This window comes from Chryseobacterium sp. UNC8MFCol (genome assembly GCF_000482305.1).
Taxonomy (GTDB): domain Bacteria; phylum Bacteroidota; class Bacteroidia; order Flavobacteriales; family Weeksellaceae; genus Chryseobacterium; species Chryseobacterium indologenes.
Genome location: NZ_AXUZ01000003.1, coordinates 360,660 through 379,138, shown reverse-complemented (window position 1 = coordinate 379,138; position 18,479 = coordinate 360,660). Strand labels below are relative to the sequence as shown.

The 18,479-nt window shown below is 37.9% G+C and carries 17 protein-coding genes; 6 read left to right on the top strand and 11 right to left on the bottom strand.

Annotated features, from left to right (window positions below; all coding sequences use genetic code 11):
- Positions 1–98: 98 nt before the first annotated feature.
- The gene (locus tag M030_RS0101725) at positions 99–599 is read right to left on the bottom strand and encodes a M15 family metallopeptidase (protein ID WP_027371954.1); all 501 of its coding nucleotides are present in this window, start codon (positions 597–599) and stop codon (positions 99–101) included.
- Between the two features lie 225 nt (positions 600–824).
- Here M030_RS0101725 and M030_RS0101720 point away from each other — a divergent pair, with 225 nt between their 5' ends.
- Positions 825–2,405 carry a Na+/H+ antiporter gene (locus tag M030_RS0101720; RefSeq protein ID WP_027371953.1) on the top strand — a complete coding sequence of 527 codons (1,581 nt, stop codon included), beginning with the start codon at positions 825–827 and terminating at the stop codon, positions 2,403–2,405.
- A 98-nt stretch (positions 2,406–2,503) separates the two neighbouring features.
- Here the strand turns inward: M030_RS0101720 and M030_RS0101715 are convergent, their stop codons facing one another.
- From M030_RS0101715 to M030_RS0101700, 4 genes are all read right to left on the bottom strand, one after another.
- Positions 2,504–3,115 carry a YdeI/OmpD-associated family protein gene (locus M030_RS0101715; RefSeq protein WP_027371952.1) on the bottom strand — a complete coding sequence of 204 codons (612 nt, stop codon included), beginning with the start codon at positions 3,113–3,115 and terminating at the stop codon, positions 2,504–2,506.
- Positions 3,116–3,119: 4 nt separating this feature from the next.
- Positions 3,120–4,253 carry a serine hydrolase domain-containing protein gene (locus M030_RS0101710; protein ID WP_027371951.1) on the bottom strand — a complete coding sequence of 378 codons (1,134 nt, stop codon included), beginning with the start codon at positions 4,251–4,253 and terminating at the stop codon, positions 3,120–3,122.
- A 123-nt stretch (positions 4,254–4,376) separates the two neighbouring features.
- A complete protein-coding gene (locus M030_RS23615) occupies positions 4,377–5,195 on the bottom strand; it encodes a hypothetical protein (RefSeq protein ID WP_034721915.1) in 819 nt (272 codons plus the stop codon).
- A 114-nt stretch (positions 5,196–5,309) separates the two neighbouring features.
- Positions 5,310–6,851 (bottom strand): glycine--tRNA ligase, encoded by a 1,542-nt coding sequence (locus tag M030_RS0101700; RefSeq protein WP_027371950.1) that lies wholly within the window; start codon positions 6,849–6,851, stop codon positions 5,310–5,312.
- 323 nt (positions 6,852–7,174) lie between these two features.
- Here M030_RS0101700 and M030_RS0101690 point away from each other — a divergent pair, with 323 nt between their 5' ends.
- Both M030_RS0101690 and M030_RS0101685 read left to right on the top strand, forming a co-directional pair.
- Positions 7,175–7,870: a pseudouridine synthase gene (locus M030_RS0101690; RefSeq protein ID WP_027371949.1), complete on the top strand. Its 696-nt coding sequence runs from the start codon at positions 7,175–7,177 to the stop codon at positions 7,868–7,870.
- A 402-nt stretch (positions 7,871–8,272) separates the two neighbouring features.
- Positions 8,273–9,310, top strand: coding sequence for a quinone-dependent dihydroorotate dehydrogenase (locus M030_RS0101685; protein WP_027371948.1), 1,038 nt, complete (start codon positions 8,273–8,275; stop codon positions 9,308–9,310).
- A 33-nt stretch (positions 9,311–9,343) separates the two neighbouring features.
- On the opposite strand, the gene M030_RS0101680 is transcribed toward M030_RS0101685, so the two are convergent.
- Both M030_RS0101680 and M030_RS0101675 read right to left on the bottom strand, forming a co-directional pair.
- Positions 9,344–10,234: a hypothetical protein gene (locus M030_RS0101680; RefSeq protein WP_027371947.1), complete on the bottom strand. Its 891-nt coding sequence runs from the start codon at positions 10,232–10,234 to the stop codon at positions 9,344–9,346.
- 20 nt (positions 10,235–10,254) lie between these two features.
- Positions 10,255–11,499, bottom strand: a complete 1,245-nt coding sequence (locus M030_RS0101675) for a DUF445 domain-containing protein (RefSeq protein WP_027371946.1) — start codon at positions 11,497–11,499, stop codon at positions 10,255–10,257.
- 139 nt (positions 11,500–11,638) lie between these two features.
- On the opposite strand from M030_RS0101675, the gene msrB reads away from it, so the two are divergent.
- The gene (gene msrB, locus M030_RS0101670) at positions 11,639–12,166 is read left to right on the top strand and encodes a peptide-methionine (R)-S-oxide reductase MsrB (protein WP_027371945.1); all 528 of its coding nucleotides are present in this window, start codon (positions 11,639–11,641) and stop codon (positions 12,164–12,166) included.
- A gap of 127 nt (positions 12,167–12,293) precedes the next feature.
- Positions 12,294–13,064 carry a murein L,D-transpeptidase catalytic domain family protein gene (locus M030_RS0101665; RefSeq protein WP_027371944.1) on the top strand — a complete coding sequence of 257 codons (771 nt, stop codon included), beginning with the start codon at positions 12,294–12,296 and terminating at the stop codon, positions 13,062–13,064.
- 326 nt (positions 13,065–13,390) lie between these two features.
- Here M030_RS0101665 and fabF read toward each other — a convergent pair whose 3' ends face one another.
- The 4 genes from fabF to M030_RS0101645 form a co-directional block, all read right to left on the bottom strand.
- Complete coding sequence (gene fabF, locus M030_RS0101660; protein WP_027371943.1) at positions 13,391–14,632, bottom strand: beta-ketoacyl-ACP synthase II; 1,242 nt, start codon at positions 14,630–14,632, stop codon at positions 13,391–13,393.
- 183 nt (positions 14,633–14,815) lie between these two features.
- Positions 14,816–16,084 (bottom strand): acetyl-CoA C-acetyltransferase, encoded by a 1,269-nt coding sequence (locus M030_RS0101655; protein ID WP_027371942.1) that lies wholly within the window; start codon positions 16,082–16,084, stop codon positions 14,816–14,818.
- Between the two features lie 10 nt (positions 16,085–16,094).
- Positions 16,095–16,700, bottom strand: coding sequence for a TetR/AcrR family transcriptional regulator (locus M030_RS0101650; protein ID WP_027371941.1), 606 nt, complete (start codon positions 16,698–16,700; stop codon positions 16,095–16,097).
- Between the two features lie 106 nt (positions 16,701–16,806).
- On the bottom strand, positions 16,807–17,226 hold the full coding sequence (locus tag M030_RS0101645; RefSeq protein WP_027371940.1) for an OsmC family protein: 420 nt from the start codon (positions 17,224–17,226) through the stop codon (positions 16,807–16,809).
- 242 nt (positions 17,227–17,468) lie between these two features.
- On the opposite strand from M030_RS0101645, the gene M030_RS0101640 reads away from it, so the two are divergent.
- Positions 17,469–18,347, top strand: coding sequence for an AraC family transcriptional regulator (locus M030_RS0101640; protein ID WP_027371939.1), 879 nt, complete (start codon positions 17,469–17,471; stop codon positions 18,345–18,347).
- The last annotated feature ends 132 nt before the right edge of the window (positions 18,348–18,479 follow it).

The following is an 18,479-nucleotide window of genomic DNA, read 5'->3' as shown; positions in this document are numbered from 1 at the left end:
GATTTCATTGCTTTTTTTATTGTTTTCTTGTAAAGCAAAGGTAGGACGGGGAAGCGACAGAACGTGTCGTATATTATTTAATTTCTACCATGAGAGAATTAAAAAATAACATAATTATCCTTATCCCTGGGCATTTTGATTAATGTTTTCCAGCTGGTTTTTACAAGACCTTTTCGGGATGGAATATTCTTTTTTTCAAAATGGGGAAGGTCTTTAAACGTCTTCCAGTTTCCTCCCCAATCCCAGCCATGTCTGGCAAAAATTTTAACACACTCATACCAGTCAGCTACTTTATCATTATCCCAGTCTTTCGCAGTATCCCAACTTGCGATTTTGCCATCGATTATCAGACAGATATCTACGGCAAGACCATAATTGTGAATGCTCTGTCCTGCTTTTGCATTGGTAACTTTTTTTCCTGAAGTCAGACGTCCTATTGCATATAGTTTCTCCTGTTCCTCAAAAGATCTTAATCCCTGCGTGATCCGTACCTTTGCTCTTCCGGTAAGTGCTTCATCACAATCCTGGATGATTTGTCTCACTTCTTTCCTTATTACAGGATGTAGCTTTTGAATTCTTTCTAATGTTACGTTGTCCATGATGTTATTCTATTGTTATTCAAAAATATAGAATGAAAGCGACGAAACTTGACGTGTTTGATTAAATATTTAATACATCATTCGTTGATTGGAAGTAATCATTTTGTCTGTTGCTTTTTAAGTTTTGATAAGATCAAAGAAAAACAATGAATAATAGGAATTGACTGTATATTTGTATAATATGCTATTTATTTAAATTGCAAAAAGGAATCAAAAACACAATATATGCATACCGTCTTACCCTTCTTTCTGGCCATGATTGCTGCCGTGGTATTATTGAACCTCTGGGCAACCAAACTGAAAATTGCCTATCCCATTTTACTGGTTGTGTTTGGCCTGCTGGTCAGTTTTGTACCCGGGTTACCTACCGTAAAAATTAATCCTGATCTCATCTTTTTTATTTTCCTGCCGCCTTTATTATTTGAGGCGTCATGGTCGATTTCCTTTAAAGAAATGAAAAGATGGTGGAGGATTATAGGGAGTTTTGCCTTTCTGGTTGTCTTTTTTACTGCTTTGTCGGTTGCCGTTGTGTCCAACTATTTTATTCCCGGGTTCAGTATTGCACTGGGATTTTTGCTGGGGGGAATTGTCTCTCCGCCAGATGCTGTAAGTACCGGTGCTATTATGAAATTCGTGAAAATTCCAAAAACGACTGCTGCCATTCTGGAAGGAGAAAGTTTGTTAAATGATGCTTCTTCCCTCATCATTTTCCGTTTTGCGCTAATAGCTGTGGGAACAGGACAGTTTGTCTGGCAGGAAGCATCTCTTACTTTTGTATGGATGATTGTTGGTGGAGCCGGCCTTGGATTATTACTTGCCTGGATTTTTGTGCAGATTCATAAACGCTTGCCTACAGATGCTGCTTCAGATATCGCATTGACTCTTATCGAGCCTTATCTGATGTATTGGCTGGCAGAGCAGTTCCATAGTTCAGGGGTATTGGCTGTGGTGTGTGGAGGTCTGTATATGTCGGGTAAAAGATTGATTTTTTTAAGCAGTACGAGCCGGATAAGGGGATACAGTGTTTGGGAAAGTTTTGTGTTTATTCTGAACGGAATTGTATTTTTAATCATCGGCCTGGAACTTCCCGAAATTGTAGGCGGATTACGCTCGGAAGGAATTCCTTTAAAAATAGCCATTAATTACGGAGTAATGGTAACGGGTATCCTTATTGCTGCCCGAATCATAAGTTCTTACGCGGCAATGCTTGCGACCATCATTTTCCGGCCGGGTGTAGCTCCCCGTGCTTCCTCAAACAGAAGGCGCCTGATGATGCCCCTTATACTGGGCTGGACAGGGATGAGGGGCGTGGTTTCGCTGGCAGCCGCACTGGCTATTCCTATTAACCTAAATGGGGCTCCTTTTCCCAATAGAAATCTTATTTTGTTTATCACTTTTGTCGTTATATTGCTTACTCTTCTGGTTCAGGGGCTCACATTGCCTTATATTATAAGATTCGGACATGTATTTGATGATTTTATGGATGAAGAAAAAGAAGAGAAAGCCCGTCAGGACATTAAACTTAAATTAAAACAGCATGTTTATCATTTCCTTAAAAATAAACATGAAAATGAACTGCAAAGTCATGCCGGTCTTGAACGGATGCTAAAACATTGGGAAGAAAAAAATAAAGCCAACGACACGGAATGGATGAGTGAAAAAAATAAAGTGATTTTTCTTGAAATGCTTGAAAGCCAGAGGCAATTTCTTTCAGAGTTGAATAAAGATGTTTCCGTCAATGAGGAAATTATCCGCCATCAGTTGTACCAAATAGATCTGGAGGAGGAGCGTTTGAGGATGATTTAATTTTTAAGGATAGTCGGTAGAAATCACCAATATATATAGAATAAGCCACCGGCTATCGGTGGTCTATTCTATATACAAGTTTCATGTTGCTTCTTTGTTTATTTTCTTTCATACTTCCAGTTTCTTCCTTTCCCTTCAGCAATCCATTCCAAAGCCTGTTCCATTCTTTTATTTCTGGTAGCCTCTGTTTTGGCTTCCGTAATCCAGGTAATGTATTCTTTTCTGAAGGAGGGCGATCCATTTTTAAAAACATCCAGAGCTTTTTCATGGGCGTTCAGTGCAGTCTGAAAATAGTCCGGAATTTCTATCTCCGTTTTGGACGGAGCGGCTTTCTTCATGGTAATCCCCATATCTGTAAGTTCCATAGCCTCTTTAATAGCTTTTTTAAGCTGAGGTTTGGATGGAAGATCTTCAGTTCGGGTAATTTTTCCAAGGCTGAACATCGAGTTCTTTTCAATATTCTGGGTGATCTCCTGCATGGTTTTCATTTCCTTTTCCAGCCAGAATCCAAAGGTGCAATGCTGTTTGAAAGAAGCCATAGCACATAGATTTTTCCCTTTATAGATAAAGTGCGGAAAACTCCATTTCATTGTTTCTTCCACATCGGGACAGAACTCGTGAACGGTCTCCCGGATGTATTGTAAAACCGGCTTTGCGAAATCCTGTGATTTTTCGATATACGCATCAATTTTTGAACTGTATTTTTCCATCTTTTTATTGAAATAAGGATGTTGTCTCGTTAACCAGAAGTCTTACCAGGTCTGGTCTTCCTCTGTCATTTTTAGGGCTGTTGGCATAACTTCCGGTTCTAACAATCACCATATTATGCTCAGGAACCATAATTATATATTGTCCCTGAAGACCAAGGAAATAGTAGTGTTTAATCGGATTGTCATGATTGATCCACAGACCCATTCCATAGATCTTTTCAGATTTTTCCGTCGGGGTTCTCATCTGTTCAATAAAATCTGCGTCAAGGATCTGGTCTTCACCGACTTTGCCATTGTCCAGAAACAATTGTCCCAGTTTAGCAAAATCCCTTGCATTGGAATGAATACAGCAATACGTTTTTTCCATTCCATAATCATCTGTACTCCATTTTGCATTTTGTTCCATACCGAGAGGAATCCAGAATTTTTCTGACAGGTAGCGTGCCAATGGTTGGGCGAGTGCTTTTCTTAAGGCAAAACCAAGCAGTTGGGTAGAGCCGCTCTGATACTCGAATTTTGTTCCCGGTTGTTCTTTAAACTTTCTTGAAAACACCGCTTTCACCAGACTTTTACCATAATAGGCCTTCGCATTCGGGAGGAACGGATTATTATAATTTTCATCCCAATCCAGCCCGGACTCCATCTGGGCCAGATTTTTAAGACTCACCTCATTTCCGAAGGGTTTGTTTTTAAAGTCAGGGTAAAAATCAGAAAATTTAGCATCTATATTTTTAATTTTCCCTTCTTCCAGAGCTTTTCCCAAGAGCATTACGGTCACAGCCTTTGCCATAGAAAAAGAATTGGTCTGTGACAACTGATTATAGCCGTCCCAATACTGCTCGTGCAGGATTTTACCGTTTCTGATTACCACGAAAGATGCTGTTCTTGTATTTTTCAGCTGATCAACTAAGGTTTTAGGTAATTCTTTTTTATTGTAATCCGGGTCTTCTTCCCATAGTCTTGGTTCCTCTGTAGCAATGGGATTGCTGGGGAAAAGATCTCCGTCATCAATATAGGCTCCTGATTTTCCTTTAAGGTATGTTTTCGAAATACCACTAAACAAATAGTCATATCCCAGAAAATAAGTCGCTGCGGCTCCGGCTACAGCTCCGCCTATCATATATTTTAATATCTTCATGTTGGATTGATGCTCTTTAACAAATTTAAAATAATCTGAATTTAAAAGTAGTAAAATAAGATGTAAACTCAGTCAATAAAAAAAGCCCTGAACAAACTGTTCAGGGCCTGGTATTTGTTACTACTATTTATTGTATTCGTAAACGTAGGTGTGGGTATTTGTTCCAAATGAAGAACTTGTATATTTCATAAGCGTCTTTGTGGGATAAGCTGCACTATTAAAGGTGTGATCTGCATTAGATTTATTATAACCGCTTACGCTCCCTGTATAATTTTCACTTCGGCTGATTAGATTATTATATGCCAACTCACCATCGCCAAGGTAAAATAGATCAATTTTTATATAACCTTTTACATTTTTCATCGGGTGATTGGAATTATCGTAAGTATTAGCGACATTGTAGGTAGTTCCATTAAAGGTATAGCTTGTTGAGGCTATATTACCACTGTTGGTAAGATAGGCATCAACCTCAGCAAACTGAATATTCGAATGAGTTCCTGTAGATGGACTATAGGTAGAACCTTTATACTCGTTAAATTTAATGTGAGTATCACTCAGATACTGATAGTTTTTGGTATAAATTAGCGTTCCATTATCCTTTCTGGTCACTTTTTCAGATAAGACTTTTCCGTTGGAGTAAGTGAACTCTCTCATTTGTCTCATCGTTGCTCCTTCATATTCTTCAGTTTTTACAATATTGTCACCATTGTAGGTATAAACTGTTTTTTCATTGTCTGTAGCACTGTAAGATTCAAGTATTTTATCTCCGTTATATTTGAATTCTAAAGTGTACACCTGGCCATCCTGCGTCGTCTCAGTAACTTTTTTTAACAGATAAGGGGTATTATCATTATTGTTGTTATTGTCTGAAGAGTTGTCATTTGATGAAACACAGCCTACGGTCATCACCATAGCAAGAGATGAAATTATTAATTTCTTCATGATTATTATTTTTTTAGTTAGTTTTTAAAATCGCTCAAAAATAATAATTTTTATAATATATTCATCAAAAGCTTATAAAAATAGAAAAGCCTTGACAAAATCAAGGCTTTTCTATTATATTTTTGAAAGTAAGTTTCTAAAATTGGTTTTCTCATCAATGATTCTTCTCAACTCTGAAACAGGAACTCTTTCCTGCTGCATTGTGTCTCTGTCTCTGATGGTCACTGTATGATCTGTTAATGAATCATGGTCTACCGTAATACAGTAAGGAGTACCGATGGCATCCTGTCTTCTGTAACGTTTACCGATGGCATCTTTTTCTTCGTAGAATAAGTTGAAATCATATTTCAGGTCATTAAAGATTTTCTCTGCGTATTCAGCTAAACCGTCTTTCTTCATCAATGGAAGGATAGCTGCTTTAATTGGTGCTAAAGCCGGCGGTAAAGATAAAACTGTTCTTTCTGAACCGTCTTCCAATACTTCGTCTTTCAGGCAGTGTGAGAAAATAGAAAGGAATAATCTGTCTAGTCCTACAGAAGTTTCCACTACATAAGGAACATAGTTTTCATTTCTTTCAGGATCGAAGAATTGAAGTTTTCTTCCTGAGAATTTCTCATGGGCCTTCAGATCAAAGTCTGTTCTGGAGTGAATACCTTCAAGCTCCTTGAAACCGAATGGGAAGTTAAACTCAATATCTGCCGCAGCATTCGCATAATGAGCAAGCTTCTCGTGATCATGGAATCTGTAATTGTCATTACCCAAACCTAACGCTAAGTGCCAGTTCAGACGTTTTTGTTTCCATTGTTCGTAGAATTCAAGTTCTGTACCCGGAGCTACAAAGAACTGCATTTCCATTTGTTCAAACTCACGCATTCTGAAGATAAACTGTCTCGCAACAATCTCGTTTCTAAAAGCTTTACCAATTTGGGCAATACCAAAAGGAAGCTTATGACGAGACGTTTTCTGAACGTTCAGGTAATTCACAAAAATACCCTGAGCCGTTTCCGGTCTTAAATAAAGATCCATAGCACTGTCAGCAGAAGCTCCAAGCTTAGTTCCGAACATTAAGTTGAACTGTCTTACTTCCGTCCAGTTTTTAGAACCCGTATCAGGATCAGCAATTTCAAGCTCTTCAATCAAAGCTTTTACATCCGCAAGATCTTCATTTTCCAATGATTTGGCCAATCTTGAAAGGATAGCCTCTCTCTTTGCTCTGTATTCCAGAATTTTTGGATTTGTAGCTACAAACTGGTCTTTATCAAAAGCATCCCCGAATCTCTTCGCTGCTTTTTCAATTTCTTTGTTCTCTTTATCTTCAATTTTAGCACAATAATCTTCCACCAAAACATCTGCTCTGAAACGTTTCTTAGAATCTTTATTGTCAATCAATGGATCGTTGAAAGCATCTACGTGGCCTGATGCCTTCCATGTTGTTGGGTGCATCAAAATTGCCGAATCAATACCCACAATATTTTCGTTAAGCTGTACCATAGCCTTCCACCAGTATTGTTTGATATTATTTTTAAGTTCGGCCCCGTTCTGTCCATAATCATAAACAGCGGATAAACCATCATAGATCTCACTCGATGGGAAAATAAAACCATATTCTTTAGCGTGAGAAATCACTTTCTTGAAAACATCTTCTTGCTTTGCCATAATTTTTACGTCTGATGTGCAAAAATAGCAATTTGGATCCAAAATCATGAGATTCAATAAAAAAAGCTGTTAATATTAGCTTATATACTTCTGTTTTTGTTTTCAGAAGCCGGGAACCTGCTTTCGCTACTCGCTTTTTTAGTTTCGGCGGCGGCAAAGCCGCCGCCGAAACTAAAAAAGAGCTCAGACATACCGCTCAATCAGGGCTATTAACTTTCTAACGGGTTTTTAAAACCCGTTAGATTTAGAATGGCAATGATCTTTCATATTTTTAAAGCTTCTCAGCGAAACAAGAATCAGCAGAAAATTTCTACTTTTGCCCCATGTTAGAAATTCTTTATCGCGACGAGTACATTATTGCCATCAACAAACCCAGCGGACTATTGGTACACAAGTCTTTTTACGCCGGAGAAGCCGATACCTATGCTATTCAGGAACTCAGAAATCAAATCGGGCAAAAGGTATATCCTGTGCATCGTTTAGACCGTAAAACTTCAGGGGTTTTGTTGTTTACCTTAGATAAAGAAACGCTTAGAATGATGAGCGAACGTTTTGCAACCCGGGAAGTGGAAAAAAAATATATCGCCATTCTGCGTGGCTGGGCGAAAGAAGAAGAAACCATTGATTATGATTTGATTAATGAAAATGAAGTGAAGCAGAATGCCATTACCTATTATCATCTTTTACAAAAATCAGAAATCGATTTACCCTTTTTAAAACATCAGACTTCAAGATATTGTTTAGTGGAAGCCATTCCTGAAACGGGACGGTTTCATCAGTTGAGAAAGCATTTCAAACATATTTTACACCCAATTTTAGGCTGTCGCAAGCACGGCTGCAATAAACAGAATAAATTGTGGCTTCAAACATTTGATATTAACAAAATGACGCTTCACGCTCATCAGTTGATTTTTAATCATCCTGTTACCAACGAAAAAATGATACTGAATGCTACAGTAGATGAAGAGTTCAAAAGAGTAGGAGATATTTTGAATTTTGACTTGAGTCAGTATTCTTAATTTGCAACGAAAGAGAAAAACTTGCCAGGGTTTTAAACCTTGACAAGGATCCGGGGCAATCTCTGTAGCTGGTTTTTAAGCTGTTGATTAGAGATGATTATATTGAAATTCCTTTATTTAAGGCTTCCTTCGCAAAGCTTTAATGATAAATAATTTTTATTTTTCGGTCGCCAAGGCACTTCGTTCAGCAAATGAAATAGATTCTTAGCTTAGTGCAACGCCCTTGCGAACAAAAATGTTTTCAGAATTGTCATGCTTCTTGCGATCATAGCGTTCAAAAAACCACTGAGTTTGTAGATCTTATTGGCTTTATAGATGTTGTATATAAAACATTTTGATAAAATATCATACGGTAATTATAGATTAATTTTAAAATGAGTAATTTTGTAAAACTTTTTTTCAATGTACAAATCGCTCATTCGTCCGATTCTTTTTAAATTCGATCCCGAGGATGTTCATCACTTTACATTTTCGATGCTTAAGAATTTTGGATTTCTTACCCAATTATTTTTCCCAAAACCTATTGAAGACAAACGTCTGGAAAGAGAAGTTTTCGGATTGAAATTTAAAAATCCAGTTGGATTGGCAGCCGGGTTTGATAAAAATGCGGTTTTATTCAATGAATTGGCAGACTTAGGATTCGGGTTTGTTGAAATCGGAACGGTGACGCCAAGAGCTCAGGCGGGAAATCCAAGAAAAAGATTGTTTCGTCTGATAGAGGATGGAGGAATCATCAACAGAATGGGATTCAACAACGATGGTCTTGAAGCGGCCATTGAAAAACTGAAATCCAATAAGGGAAAAATAATCATCGGAGGAAACATCGGAAAAAATACAGATACAAGCCCGGAAAACTATACCCAGGATTATCTGGACTGTTTTGAAGGCCTTCATCCTCATGTAGACTATTTTGTCCTGAATGTAAGCTGCCCGAATGTAGGAAGCCACGCCAAACTTGAAGATGTGGACTATCTGCGTGAGTTGATTACGGAAGTAAAGAAAATCAATCAGTCAAAGTCTGTTCAGAAGCCAATCCTCCTGAAAATTGCTCCGGATCTTAATAACACGCAGTTGGATGAAATCGTTGAGCTGATTGCAGAAACCAAAATAGATGGAGTCATTGTTTCCAACACCTCTGTAAACAGAGAAGGATTGAAAACTTCAGCTGAAGTACTGCAACAAATAGGCAACGGCGGTTTAAGCGGAAAGCCGATTCGTGAGAGAAGTACAAAAATGATCAGATATATCTCTGAAAAAAGCAACAGGGCGTTCCCGATCATTGGAGTAGGAGGAATTCATTCTGCAAAAGATGCGATGGAAAAGCTGGATGCAGGAGCAAGTCTTGTTCAGTTATATACCGGATTTATCTATGAAGGCCCGGAACTGATCAACGAAATTAATAAAGAGATTTTAAAAAGAGCAAGCAGATTGCCGAGATAACATGCAAAGGAGAGTTCAGGATCGAACTCTCTTTTATTTTGATTTTACAACAGAGGCATTCTTACTGTCTACCGTCAGCGTATAAGCAGGTGTAGAATAAGGTTTGGGAACTTTAAGCTGGATTATTTTTGGATCTTTGGTCCTACGTTTCTGAGTTCCGGATATCCCTTCCCGACAGCTTTCTGTGAGAAATTCTTCATAGTTCTTATAATTCCAGTCTTTGGTAAAATATAATACGCGATATCCTTTTTCCCCGTCGCTCGCACCACACATTCCACAAAAATTAAAATTAGAAACCTCTTCGAAATAAAGCAGGACTCTGTGCCCGGAATGGTCAGATGCCGTGGATATAAGACTGTTTCCTCCCGCATGGTTGATGAAGTCAAATGTATTGATCTTTTTATGGTTGGGAAGCAGCAGATAATTGTTGTAACGGTAAATCATATCATTACCAGTGAAAAGCTTGGCGGTAGAGGTTTTTTTGTTCAGATAGAATGTACCTGAAATTGTATTCTCCTTAGGATTAGCCTGTCCGAAAATCAAGGATTCCTGAGGGAATAATTTTTGTGCTATTTCGTTGGTTTGTTCTATTTTCTGTCGTGAATTAATCTGTTCTTTAAGGTTTTTTGAACTCTGTTTTTGCTTAGACCCAAAGTTGTACAATGAAAGATTACCATAAAAATCATAAATTCCGGTCAGGGGAATTTTTTTCTGATATTTATCGTAATAATACCAGCCGTCTACATAGTGCTGATACTGGTCGCAGTCAATGATTCCTGAATAATTAAGCTGAATGGTCACAGGACTTCCTGCAATTTCTCCCTTGAAAGTCTGAGAAGAATCGGTGATTGATCTTAATTCAACCTGCTGACCGGAATAAAAAATAAAAAAATAAAGAAGAAATAAGGTAAAAGTTTTTTTCATGGTTGATGGTCATTTGTTTTTTAAATGAAGAAATGAGAAACAGTATAAATCAGCAGTCCCACCAAACCACCTACCAGAGTTCCGTTGACCCGGATAAACTGCAGGTCTTTTCCTACTTCCAGTTCCAGTTTTTCACTCAGCTCTTTTCCCTGCCAGTTTCCAACAGTGGTACTGATGAGGTTTCCAAACTGATGGGTATTCCGAAGAATATATTTATAAGCTGTTACCCGGACCCAATGATCAATTTTATTCTGAAGATTCTCATCTGTTTTTAAGTTTTGTGAAAATTCGCTAAGGTTTTTCAACAGATAATTTTTCAGTGCTGAATGCTCTTCCTGCAGTTCTTTCATCAGTGTTTTTTTGATAGAAACCCAGATGTCATTAGAATATTCTTCCAGTTTATCATTTTTCAGCAGACCGCTTTTAATCGTTTTAAATTCATCTTCCCACTTTGGATCTTCTTTAAGGTCAACGGAAAATTCATAAATTTTTTGAGTAATCAGTTTTCGTACATCGTGTTGGGAATCTTCTTCAATCTCCTTGAAAAAATCAGCCAGTCCGTCTGCAATTTTATCTGCAATCTTATTATCGACAAACGAGGGAATGAATGAATAACTTCCTTTCTTCACCCGGTCTTTGATCATTTCATCATTTTCAATAATATAATCCTTGATCTGCTTAGAAAGATTGGTGATGATTCTCTGATGATCATTTTTTTCCAGAATGTAATTGATCCCGTTTCCAACGACTTTGTTGAGTTTGATATCATCCGTCATCTCGGAAACTTTTTTGCTGATAAACTGACTGACCACAGAGTCATCCAGCTTATTGAGAATGTCCAGAACAATATCTGAAAGGTTCCTGATCAGGATATCCTGATTTTTTTCTTTGCCCAACCATTCTCCCACAAAGCTGGATACTTTAATTTTTTGAATATACGGCCGAATATTTTGTGGTGAAAGAAAGTTGCTGACAACAAAACTTCCCAGATTATCTCCCAGCTTTTGCTTGCTGTTTTCAATCAGATTGGTGTGAGGAATAGGAAGGCCCAGCGGATGACGAAATAAAGCCGTTACAGCAAACCAGTCTGCCAGGGCCCCGACCATGGCTGCTTCTGCAAAAGCACGTACATACCCGATCCAATGTGAAGGATTAGACTTCTGTAAAATGGTCGTAACAATGAAAATAACTGCCATCAGAACAAATAATCCCGTGGCAAATCCTTTGTATTTTCTGAGTTGTTTTCTTTTTGCTTCGTCATTCATATTCTCAAATTTACTAAATTTGGCTATCAAACCGTTTAAGATTTAAACCACAAAAATTTTGTTTTAAAAGCTTTAAGATATTAAAGTTTTTGCATTCCCATCATTTTTGTGATTAAGATATAAGTGTTAAAAATTTACGATGAAATTTTTAATTTCAATCATCATATTCATTTTTCTGTCATCATGTACAGAGAAACATCAACCCGTTAAAACTTCTTCTATGGAAAATACAGATGCAAAAAACAATCCATACTATTCAAGAACTGATACAACCAAACTAAACATTTCCAACGAAGAATGGAAAAAAATACTCGCTCCGGATTTATATGCAATCTCCCGGGAAGCAGCAACAGAGAGGGCTTTCACCGGAAAATACAATGAATTCGATGAAGTAGGAGATTATTATTGTGCCGTATGTGGAAACCATTTGTTCCGTTCTACCTCTAAATTTTCAAGCAGCTGCGGATGGCCCAGCTTTTTCGAAGCCGATAAGGAAGGTGTATATTATAAAAGAGATCAAACCTACGGAATGGAAAGGGTAGAAGTACTTTGCAAAAGATGCGACTCCCATCTCGGACATGTTTTTGATGATGGTCCAAAGCCCACAGGATTGCGCTATTGCATGAATTCTATAAGCCTTGAATTTGTAGCGGATTCGCAAGAATAACAGCCTTTAATTCACAGAATCAGGACGTTAAAGTTTCTTAAATAGCGTTAAACTTTTTTCGTTTTACCGTGTGCGTACTGATGTTTTTATAATTTTGCCCCACTAATTTGGATTTATATATTATTGAATGAAAGGATTTTATAGCGTAATAGGCCTTGTGTACATGGTAACGACATCATTCTACATTTCTCCAAAAGGGGCGGTAAAGAATGAAAATTTTGAGACAGCAAAAACAGCAAAAATTGCTGCAGCTGGCGACACGAAATCTGAGAAGAATACAACTGCTGTTTCTTCATCAGAAGCATTATACCAATCAATTGCATTTGATCCGGAACATGAACTGAACTATGAAGTATTCTCAAAGGCATTGGCTGGTTACGAAAACTTAAAGAAAGCAGGATTGCTTACTCAGGATTCGCATTTACTGACTATCTGCGATTTTTCTATGTCTTCCAACACCAAAAGACTTTGGATCATTGATCTTAATGATAAAAAAGTACTGTTCAACTCACTGGTTGCCCACGGTAAAAATACAGGCGAAGAATTTGCCACGAATTTTTCTAACACGGAAAGTTCGCGACAGAGCAGCATGGGATTTTATATCACGGATGCAACCTACCAGGGAGATAACGGATACTCATTAAGATTACTGGGGATGGATAAAGGATTCAATGATGCAGCCTACAGAAGAGCTATTGTAATGCATGGAGCAGATTACGTAAGCGATTCATTTGCAGCAATACATAAGAGAATCGGGAGAAGCTGGGGATGCCCCGCAGTACCTAGGGAATTATCACAATCAATGATCAATACGATAAAAGGAAGAAATTTATTATTCATCTATTATCCTGATCAGAATTACCTTTCCTCGTCAGAGTGGTTGAAATCGCAAATATAAGATAGAAGCAGTCAGTTTTGGCTGCTTTTTTTATACATCGCTATTCCATTTTTGACCATTGGATACAAAGAAATCTTCTGTGGTTTCATATATACATTATATCTTTTTTCTGTTTAAATAATTACGTTGTAAAGTCTTGCAAGAAATTTTACTGATACAAAAGTATTAACGGGTAACGACAAAAGAAGTCGTATTATAATTAATTATTAAAGTTTTTTATCAGAAAATGACAACCTGGAAAAAACACGTATTATTTGTGCATAGAGTAAATAAAAATTCCTGTATGATGGCCATACAGGAATTTACAATTATTATTTTAATTCAAATTAGCTGAATTTCTTAAAAACCACGGTCGCATTGTGCCCTCCGAAGCCAAAAGCATTACTTAAAGCAAAATTGATTTCTTTTTCCTTTGCCTCGCCAAAGACAATATTAATATCCTGAGGAATATTCTCATCAATCTTGTGAAGGTTGATGGTTGGGGGAATAATGCCCTGCTGAATCGCTTTAATGGAAAGGATCGCTTCGATTGCTCCTGCAGCTCCCAGCAAATGCCCTGTCATAGACTTTGTAGCACTGATGTCTAAGTTTTTGCTTCCTTTAAACGCTTGATTAATGGCCTTCAGCTCAACTAAATCTCCGAGAGGCGTAGAAGTCGCATGTGGATTGATATAATCGATATCTTCCATATTGGCGCCTGCTTCTTTTACTGCCAGTTGCATTGCTTTAATCGCTCCGATGCCTTCCGGATGAGGTGCTGTCATATGGTAAGCATCGGCAGTCATTGCAGCTCCTGCTAATTCAGCATAGATCGTGGCTCCTCTTGCAATAGCGTGCTCATATTCTTCAAGAACCAAAGCTCCCGCTCCTTCACCCATCACGAAACCGTCTCTGTCTGCGTCATAAGGACGGCTGGCCGTTTTAAAATCATCATTTCTGGTAGACATTGCTTTCATAATAGAGAATCCTCCAATAGAAGCCGGTGTAATTGCTGCCTCAGAACCACCGCTGATGATTACTTTTGCTTTTCCTAAACGAATATAATTGAAGGCATCCATTAAAGCTGTATTTCCTGTAGCACAAGCAGAAATCGTTGTATAGTTGATTCCCTGAAGTCCATATTTCATAGAAATCATACCGGAAGCCATATTGGCAATGAATTTTGGAACGAAAAAAGGGTTGAAACGCGGTGTTCCGTCTCCCTGTGCAAAATCCATCACTTCTTTTTCGAAAGTCCACATTCCTCCCTGTCCTGTACCCCAGATTACTCCGGTGTCGAAAGGATCCATATTTTCGAGATCCAGACCGGAATCTTTTATGGCTTCTGCTGAAGCATACATGGCATATTGTGAAAAAAGATCACTTCTTTTTATTTCGTTATGAGTAAGGTGAACCTTTGGATCGAAGCCTTTAACCTCACAGGCAAAACGTACTTTAAACTTTTCTGAATCGAAATGAGTTATTAATTCTGCTCCGCTGACTCCGTTAATGCTGTTTTGCCAAAAATCTTCGACATTATTTCCCATAGGCGTCAATGCGCCTAACCCTGTAATGACAACTCTTTTCATACTTAGGTATTAATTAAAAATAGATTAGATTTTCATGAGCAGACAAGAGCTGCGCATGCTCCATTTTGTTTTTCCGACTGCAATATTATCATTTTTATTACGTTGCAAACAAATATTTAATGATATTATTTATAGCATAGTAACAGAATTATACGTGCCGGAAAGACTTTTACTGTAATAATGTTATTTCTCGAGGATCATGGTGACGCCTTGTCCACGGGCTGCGCAGATAGATATAAATCCTTTTCCGCTTCCTTTTTCATTGAGTAATTTGGCAAGGGTCGCTATAATTCTGCCTCCTGTCGCGGCAAACGGATGTGCAGCTGCAAGACTTCCTCCTTTTACATTCAGTTTGTTTATGTCGATTTTTCCTAATGCTTTTTCAAGCCCGAATTTCTTGGCCAGATCATCATTTTCCCAGATTTTTATAGTAGCAAGAGTCTGGGCGGCAAATGCTTCATGAATTTCATAATAGTCAAAATCTTCAAGGTTCATTCCTGCTTTTCTAAGCATTCTTTCTGCGGCAAAGACAGGAGCCAGTAGCAAATTCTGCTTGTTTTCAACATATTCGATTCCGGCAATTTCTGAGAAGGTAATATACGCAAGAACCGGCAGGTTATTCGCTTTTGCCCATTCTTCACTGGCCAGTAAAACGGCCGAGGCTCCATCGGTAAAAGGTGTAGAATTTCCGGCAGTTAATGTCCCGCTCTGTTTATCAAAAGCAGGTTTCAGCTGAGAAAGTTTTTCTAAACTGGTATCTCTTCGGAGGTTATTGTCTTTATCAAGACCAAAAGCTGAGGTGATCATATCATCAAAAAATCCTTCATCATATGCTTTAGCCATATTTTGATGACTTTTAAAAGCCAACTCATCCTGTTCCTCTCTGGAAATTGTATAGTATTTGGCGGTAATTTCGGTATGTTCACCCATTACCAATCCTGTTTTCGGTTCCTGACCTTTATATGGAATGGGCATCCAGTCTTTAAGTGCTGGGCTCAGCAGATGTTTTAGCTTTCCAAAGGCTGATTTCTCTTTATTGGCTTTTAATAAAGCTTTCCTTAACGTTGACGAAGATTCAAAAGGAATATTGCTCATAGCCTCCACACCACAAGCGATACCGTTCTCTATCTGGCCCAGGGCAATTTTATTTCCGATGTAAATTGCTGCTTCAATCCCTGTATCACAGGCCTGCTGAAGATCACAGGCGGGCGTTGCCGGATCCAGAGAAGTATTCATGACGGTTTCCCTGATGAGGTTACTTTCCGAAATATGTTTAATGACAGCTCCTCCGGCCACTTCTCCCAGAAGCTTGCCTTTCAGGTGATAGCGCTCTATCAGTCCGTTAAGGGCGGCAAGAAGAAGATCCTGGTTTCCCTGGTCGGCATAGGCGGTGTCCATTCTGGCAAAAGGGATTCTGTTGTATCCGACGATTGCCACTTTTTTTGTTTCCATATCGTGAAGTTTATGATGGAAGGATAGTTAATTCATAATCGATCATGTGGGAGACCTTATCCAAAGCCTGGTTCAGATAACTTTGGTCTCCAATGGTTTTTGACAGCAAGATTCCTCCTTCAATAAGCATGACAAACAGAGAGGCATATTCTTTAGCATTTACCTTTTTGTAGATTTCACCGGTATGCTGTCCCTGCATGATAACTTCAGAGATCTTCGCCATCCATACATCGAAGGATGTTTTTACCTGCTTTTTAAGTGCGGGAAAAGAATCGTCAGCTTCCGTAGCCGCATTCATTAGAGGGCAGCCTCCGTTTGAAAATACAGTTGGCCAGTTTTTCCTGTAAAAATTGACAAAAGCGTGCAGTTTTTCTACTGAGGTAGGGAACTCATCTCCAAAAGAACGGCTCATCGTTTTACTCAGTAATCCTGCATTGTATTTATATACTTCAATGGCTACTTCGTCCTTGTTTTCAAAATTACCGTAAATACTCCCTTTCGTAAGGCCGGTAGCATGGGTAATATCTGAAAGCGAAGTGGAATTATACCCTTTCGTATTAAAAAGGGTAGCTGTTTTCTCAATGATGAGTTGTTTTGTTTTTTCTGCCTTAGACATTTAACTGATTAATTCTTTGCAAATATATGCAAAAAAATATACCGATTGGTATATTTGTGTCAAAAATTAAATCCGAATGTTTTACGACCCGGATTTATTTTATTTACTATTGCTCCAAAGTAGCATTCAAAGTGATTTCAAAATTGAATGCTGCACTTACAGGACAACCTTCTTCTGCTATTTTAGCAAATTTTTGAAATTCTTCGTCAGAAATTTCCGGAACCTTTGCCGTTAAAGTAAGTTCTGATTTTGTGATTTTACCAATATTCGGATCAAGGGTAATGACAGATGTGGTTTTTAATTCTTCAGGATTATAACCGGCTTGCGAAAGCTCTGCATCCAGTTTCATCGTGAAACATCCTGCATGGGCGGCTGCCAGTAATTCTTCAGGATTGGTTCCCACTCCATCGGCGAAACGACTGTTGAAAGAATACTGAGTTTGGTTTAAAGTGGTACTTTGCGTCGTTAAATGTCCTTTACCTTCTTTGATAGTACCGTTCCAAACGGCTGTTGCGTTACGTCTCATAATATTTGTTTTGGTTTATACTGAGTTTAAAATATACCCGGAAAAAGTGTCAATTTTATATTCCGATTTTAAAGATACAAAAAAGCTTACCTTTAAGGATATTAAATTATCGAAACCTGCTATCCTGAAATAGTAAAGTGGATATTCTTTTTGAAAAATGTCTCCCAATTGATATTATTTTATCAAATTTACAGAGATTTGTATGTTGCCCGTTTTAATTTAATGATGTCCAAAACAGCTGTATGAGTGAATTAGAAAATATTTTAAGGGAGATAACTCCACTTTCTCCCGAAGACAGTTTTCTTGTATTTGACAGGATCAAAGCCTCATTTGATTTCCCTTATCATTATCATCCCGAAATTGAGATTAATTTTATTTACAAAGGAAAAGGCTATCGCAGAATGGTGGGAGATCATACTGGAGAAATCGGTAATATAGAATTGGTACTTGTTGGCCCCAATCTGCCACATTGTTGGGCTAATTACCGGTGTAAAAACAGGAAGACTCATGAGATTACGGTGCAGTTTAATCAGGATTTTTTCAACCAGTCACTGATGCAGAAAAACATCCTGAAACCAATCAATAACCTTATGAAAGAATCGATCCGCGGAATATTATTTTCAGCGGAAACAGCAGAAAAATTAAAGGATTCCTTTCTTAATCTCTCGAAAATGAACAGTTTTGAGTCGTTTATCGAAATTATGAAGATCCTCAATGAGTTGGCTGTGGCAGAAGATAAGACCCTTTTGTCATCCTACAGTATTGAGCTTGAAACATTTGGGGACCATGATAAAATGAAGATTGTTCATGATTTTGTACATAAGAATTTTGAGAACAAAATAACGCTTGATGATGTGGCTTCTTTGGTGAATATGAGTAATGTGACCTTCAACAGGTTTATTAAAAAAAGAATTGGGAAAACATTTGTCAATTACCTGAACGAAGTCAGAATAAGCTATGCGGCCCGATGGCTTATGGAAAAAAACCTTACGGTCTTTGAAATAGCCTTTGAGGCCGGGTTTAATAATATTGCGAATTTTAATAAAGTGTTTAAATCCATTAAAAAAACAACACCTACGGAATTCCGGGAGCAATTTAAAGGAGTGAAGAAGATTGAATAATAAATACGGTAAAAAAATAATATCATCTAAGATCTGGTTTCAATATCGGGTCTTTTTTTATCATAAAAAGTGAAATAATTCCTCTTTAAAAGGGATGTTTTGAAAGATGTATGTTGTTGTAAATCACATTAT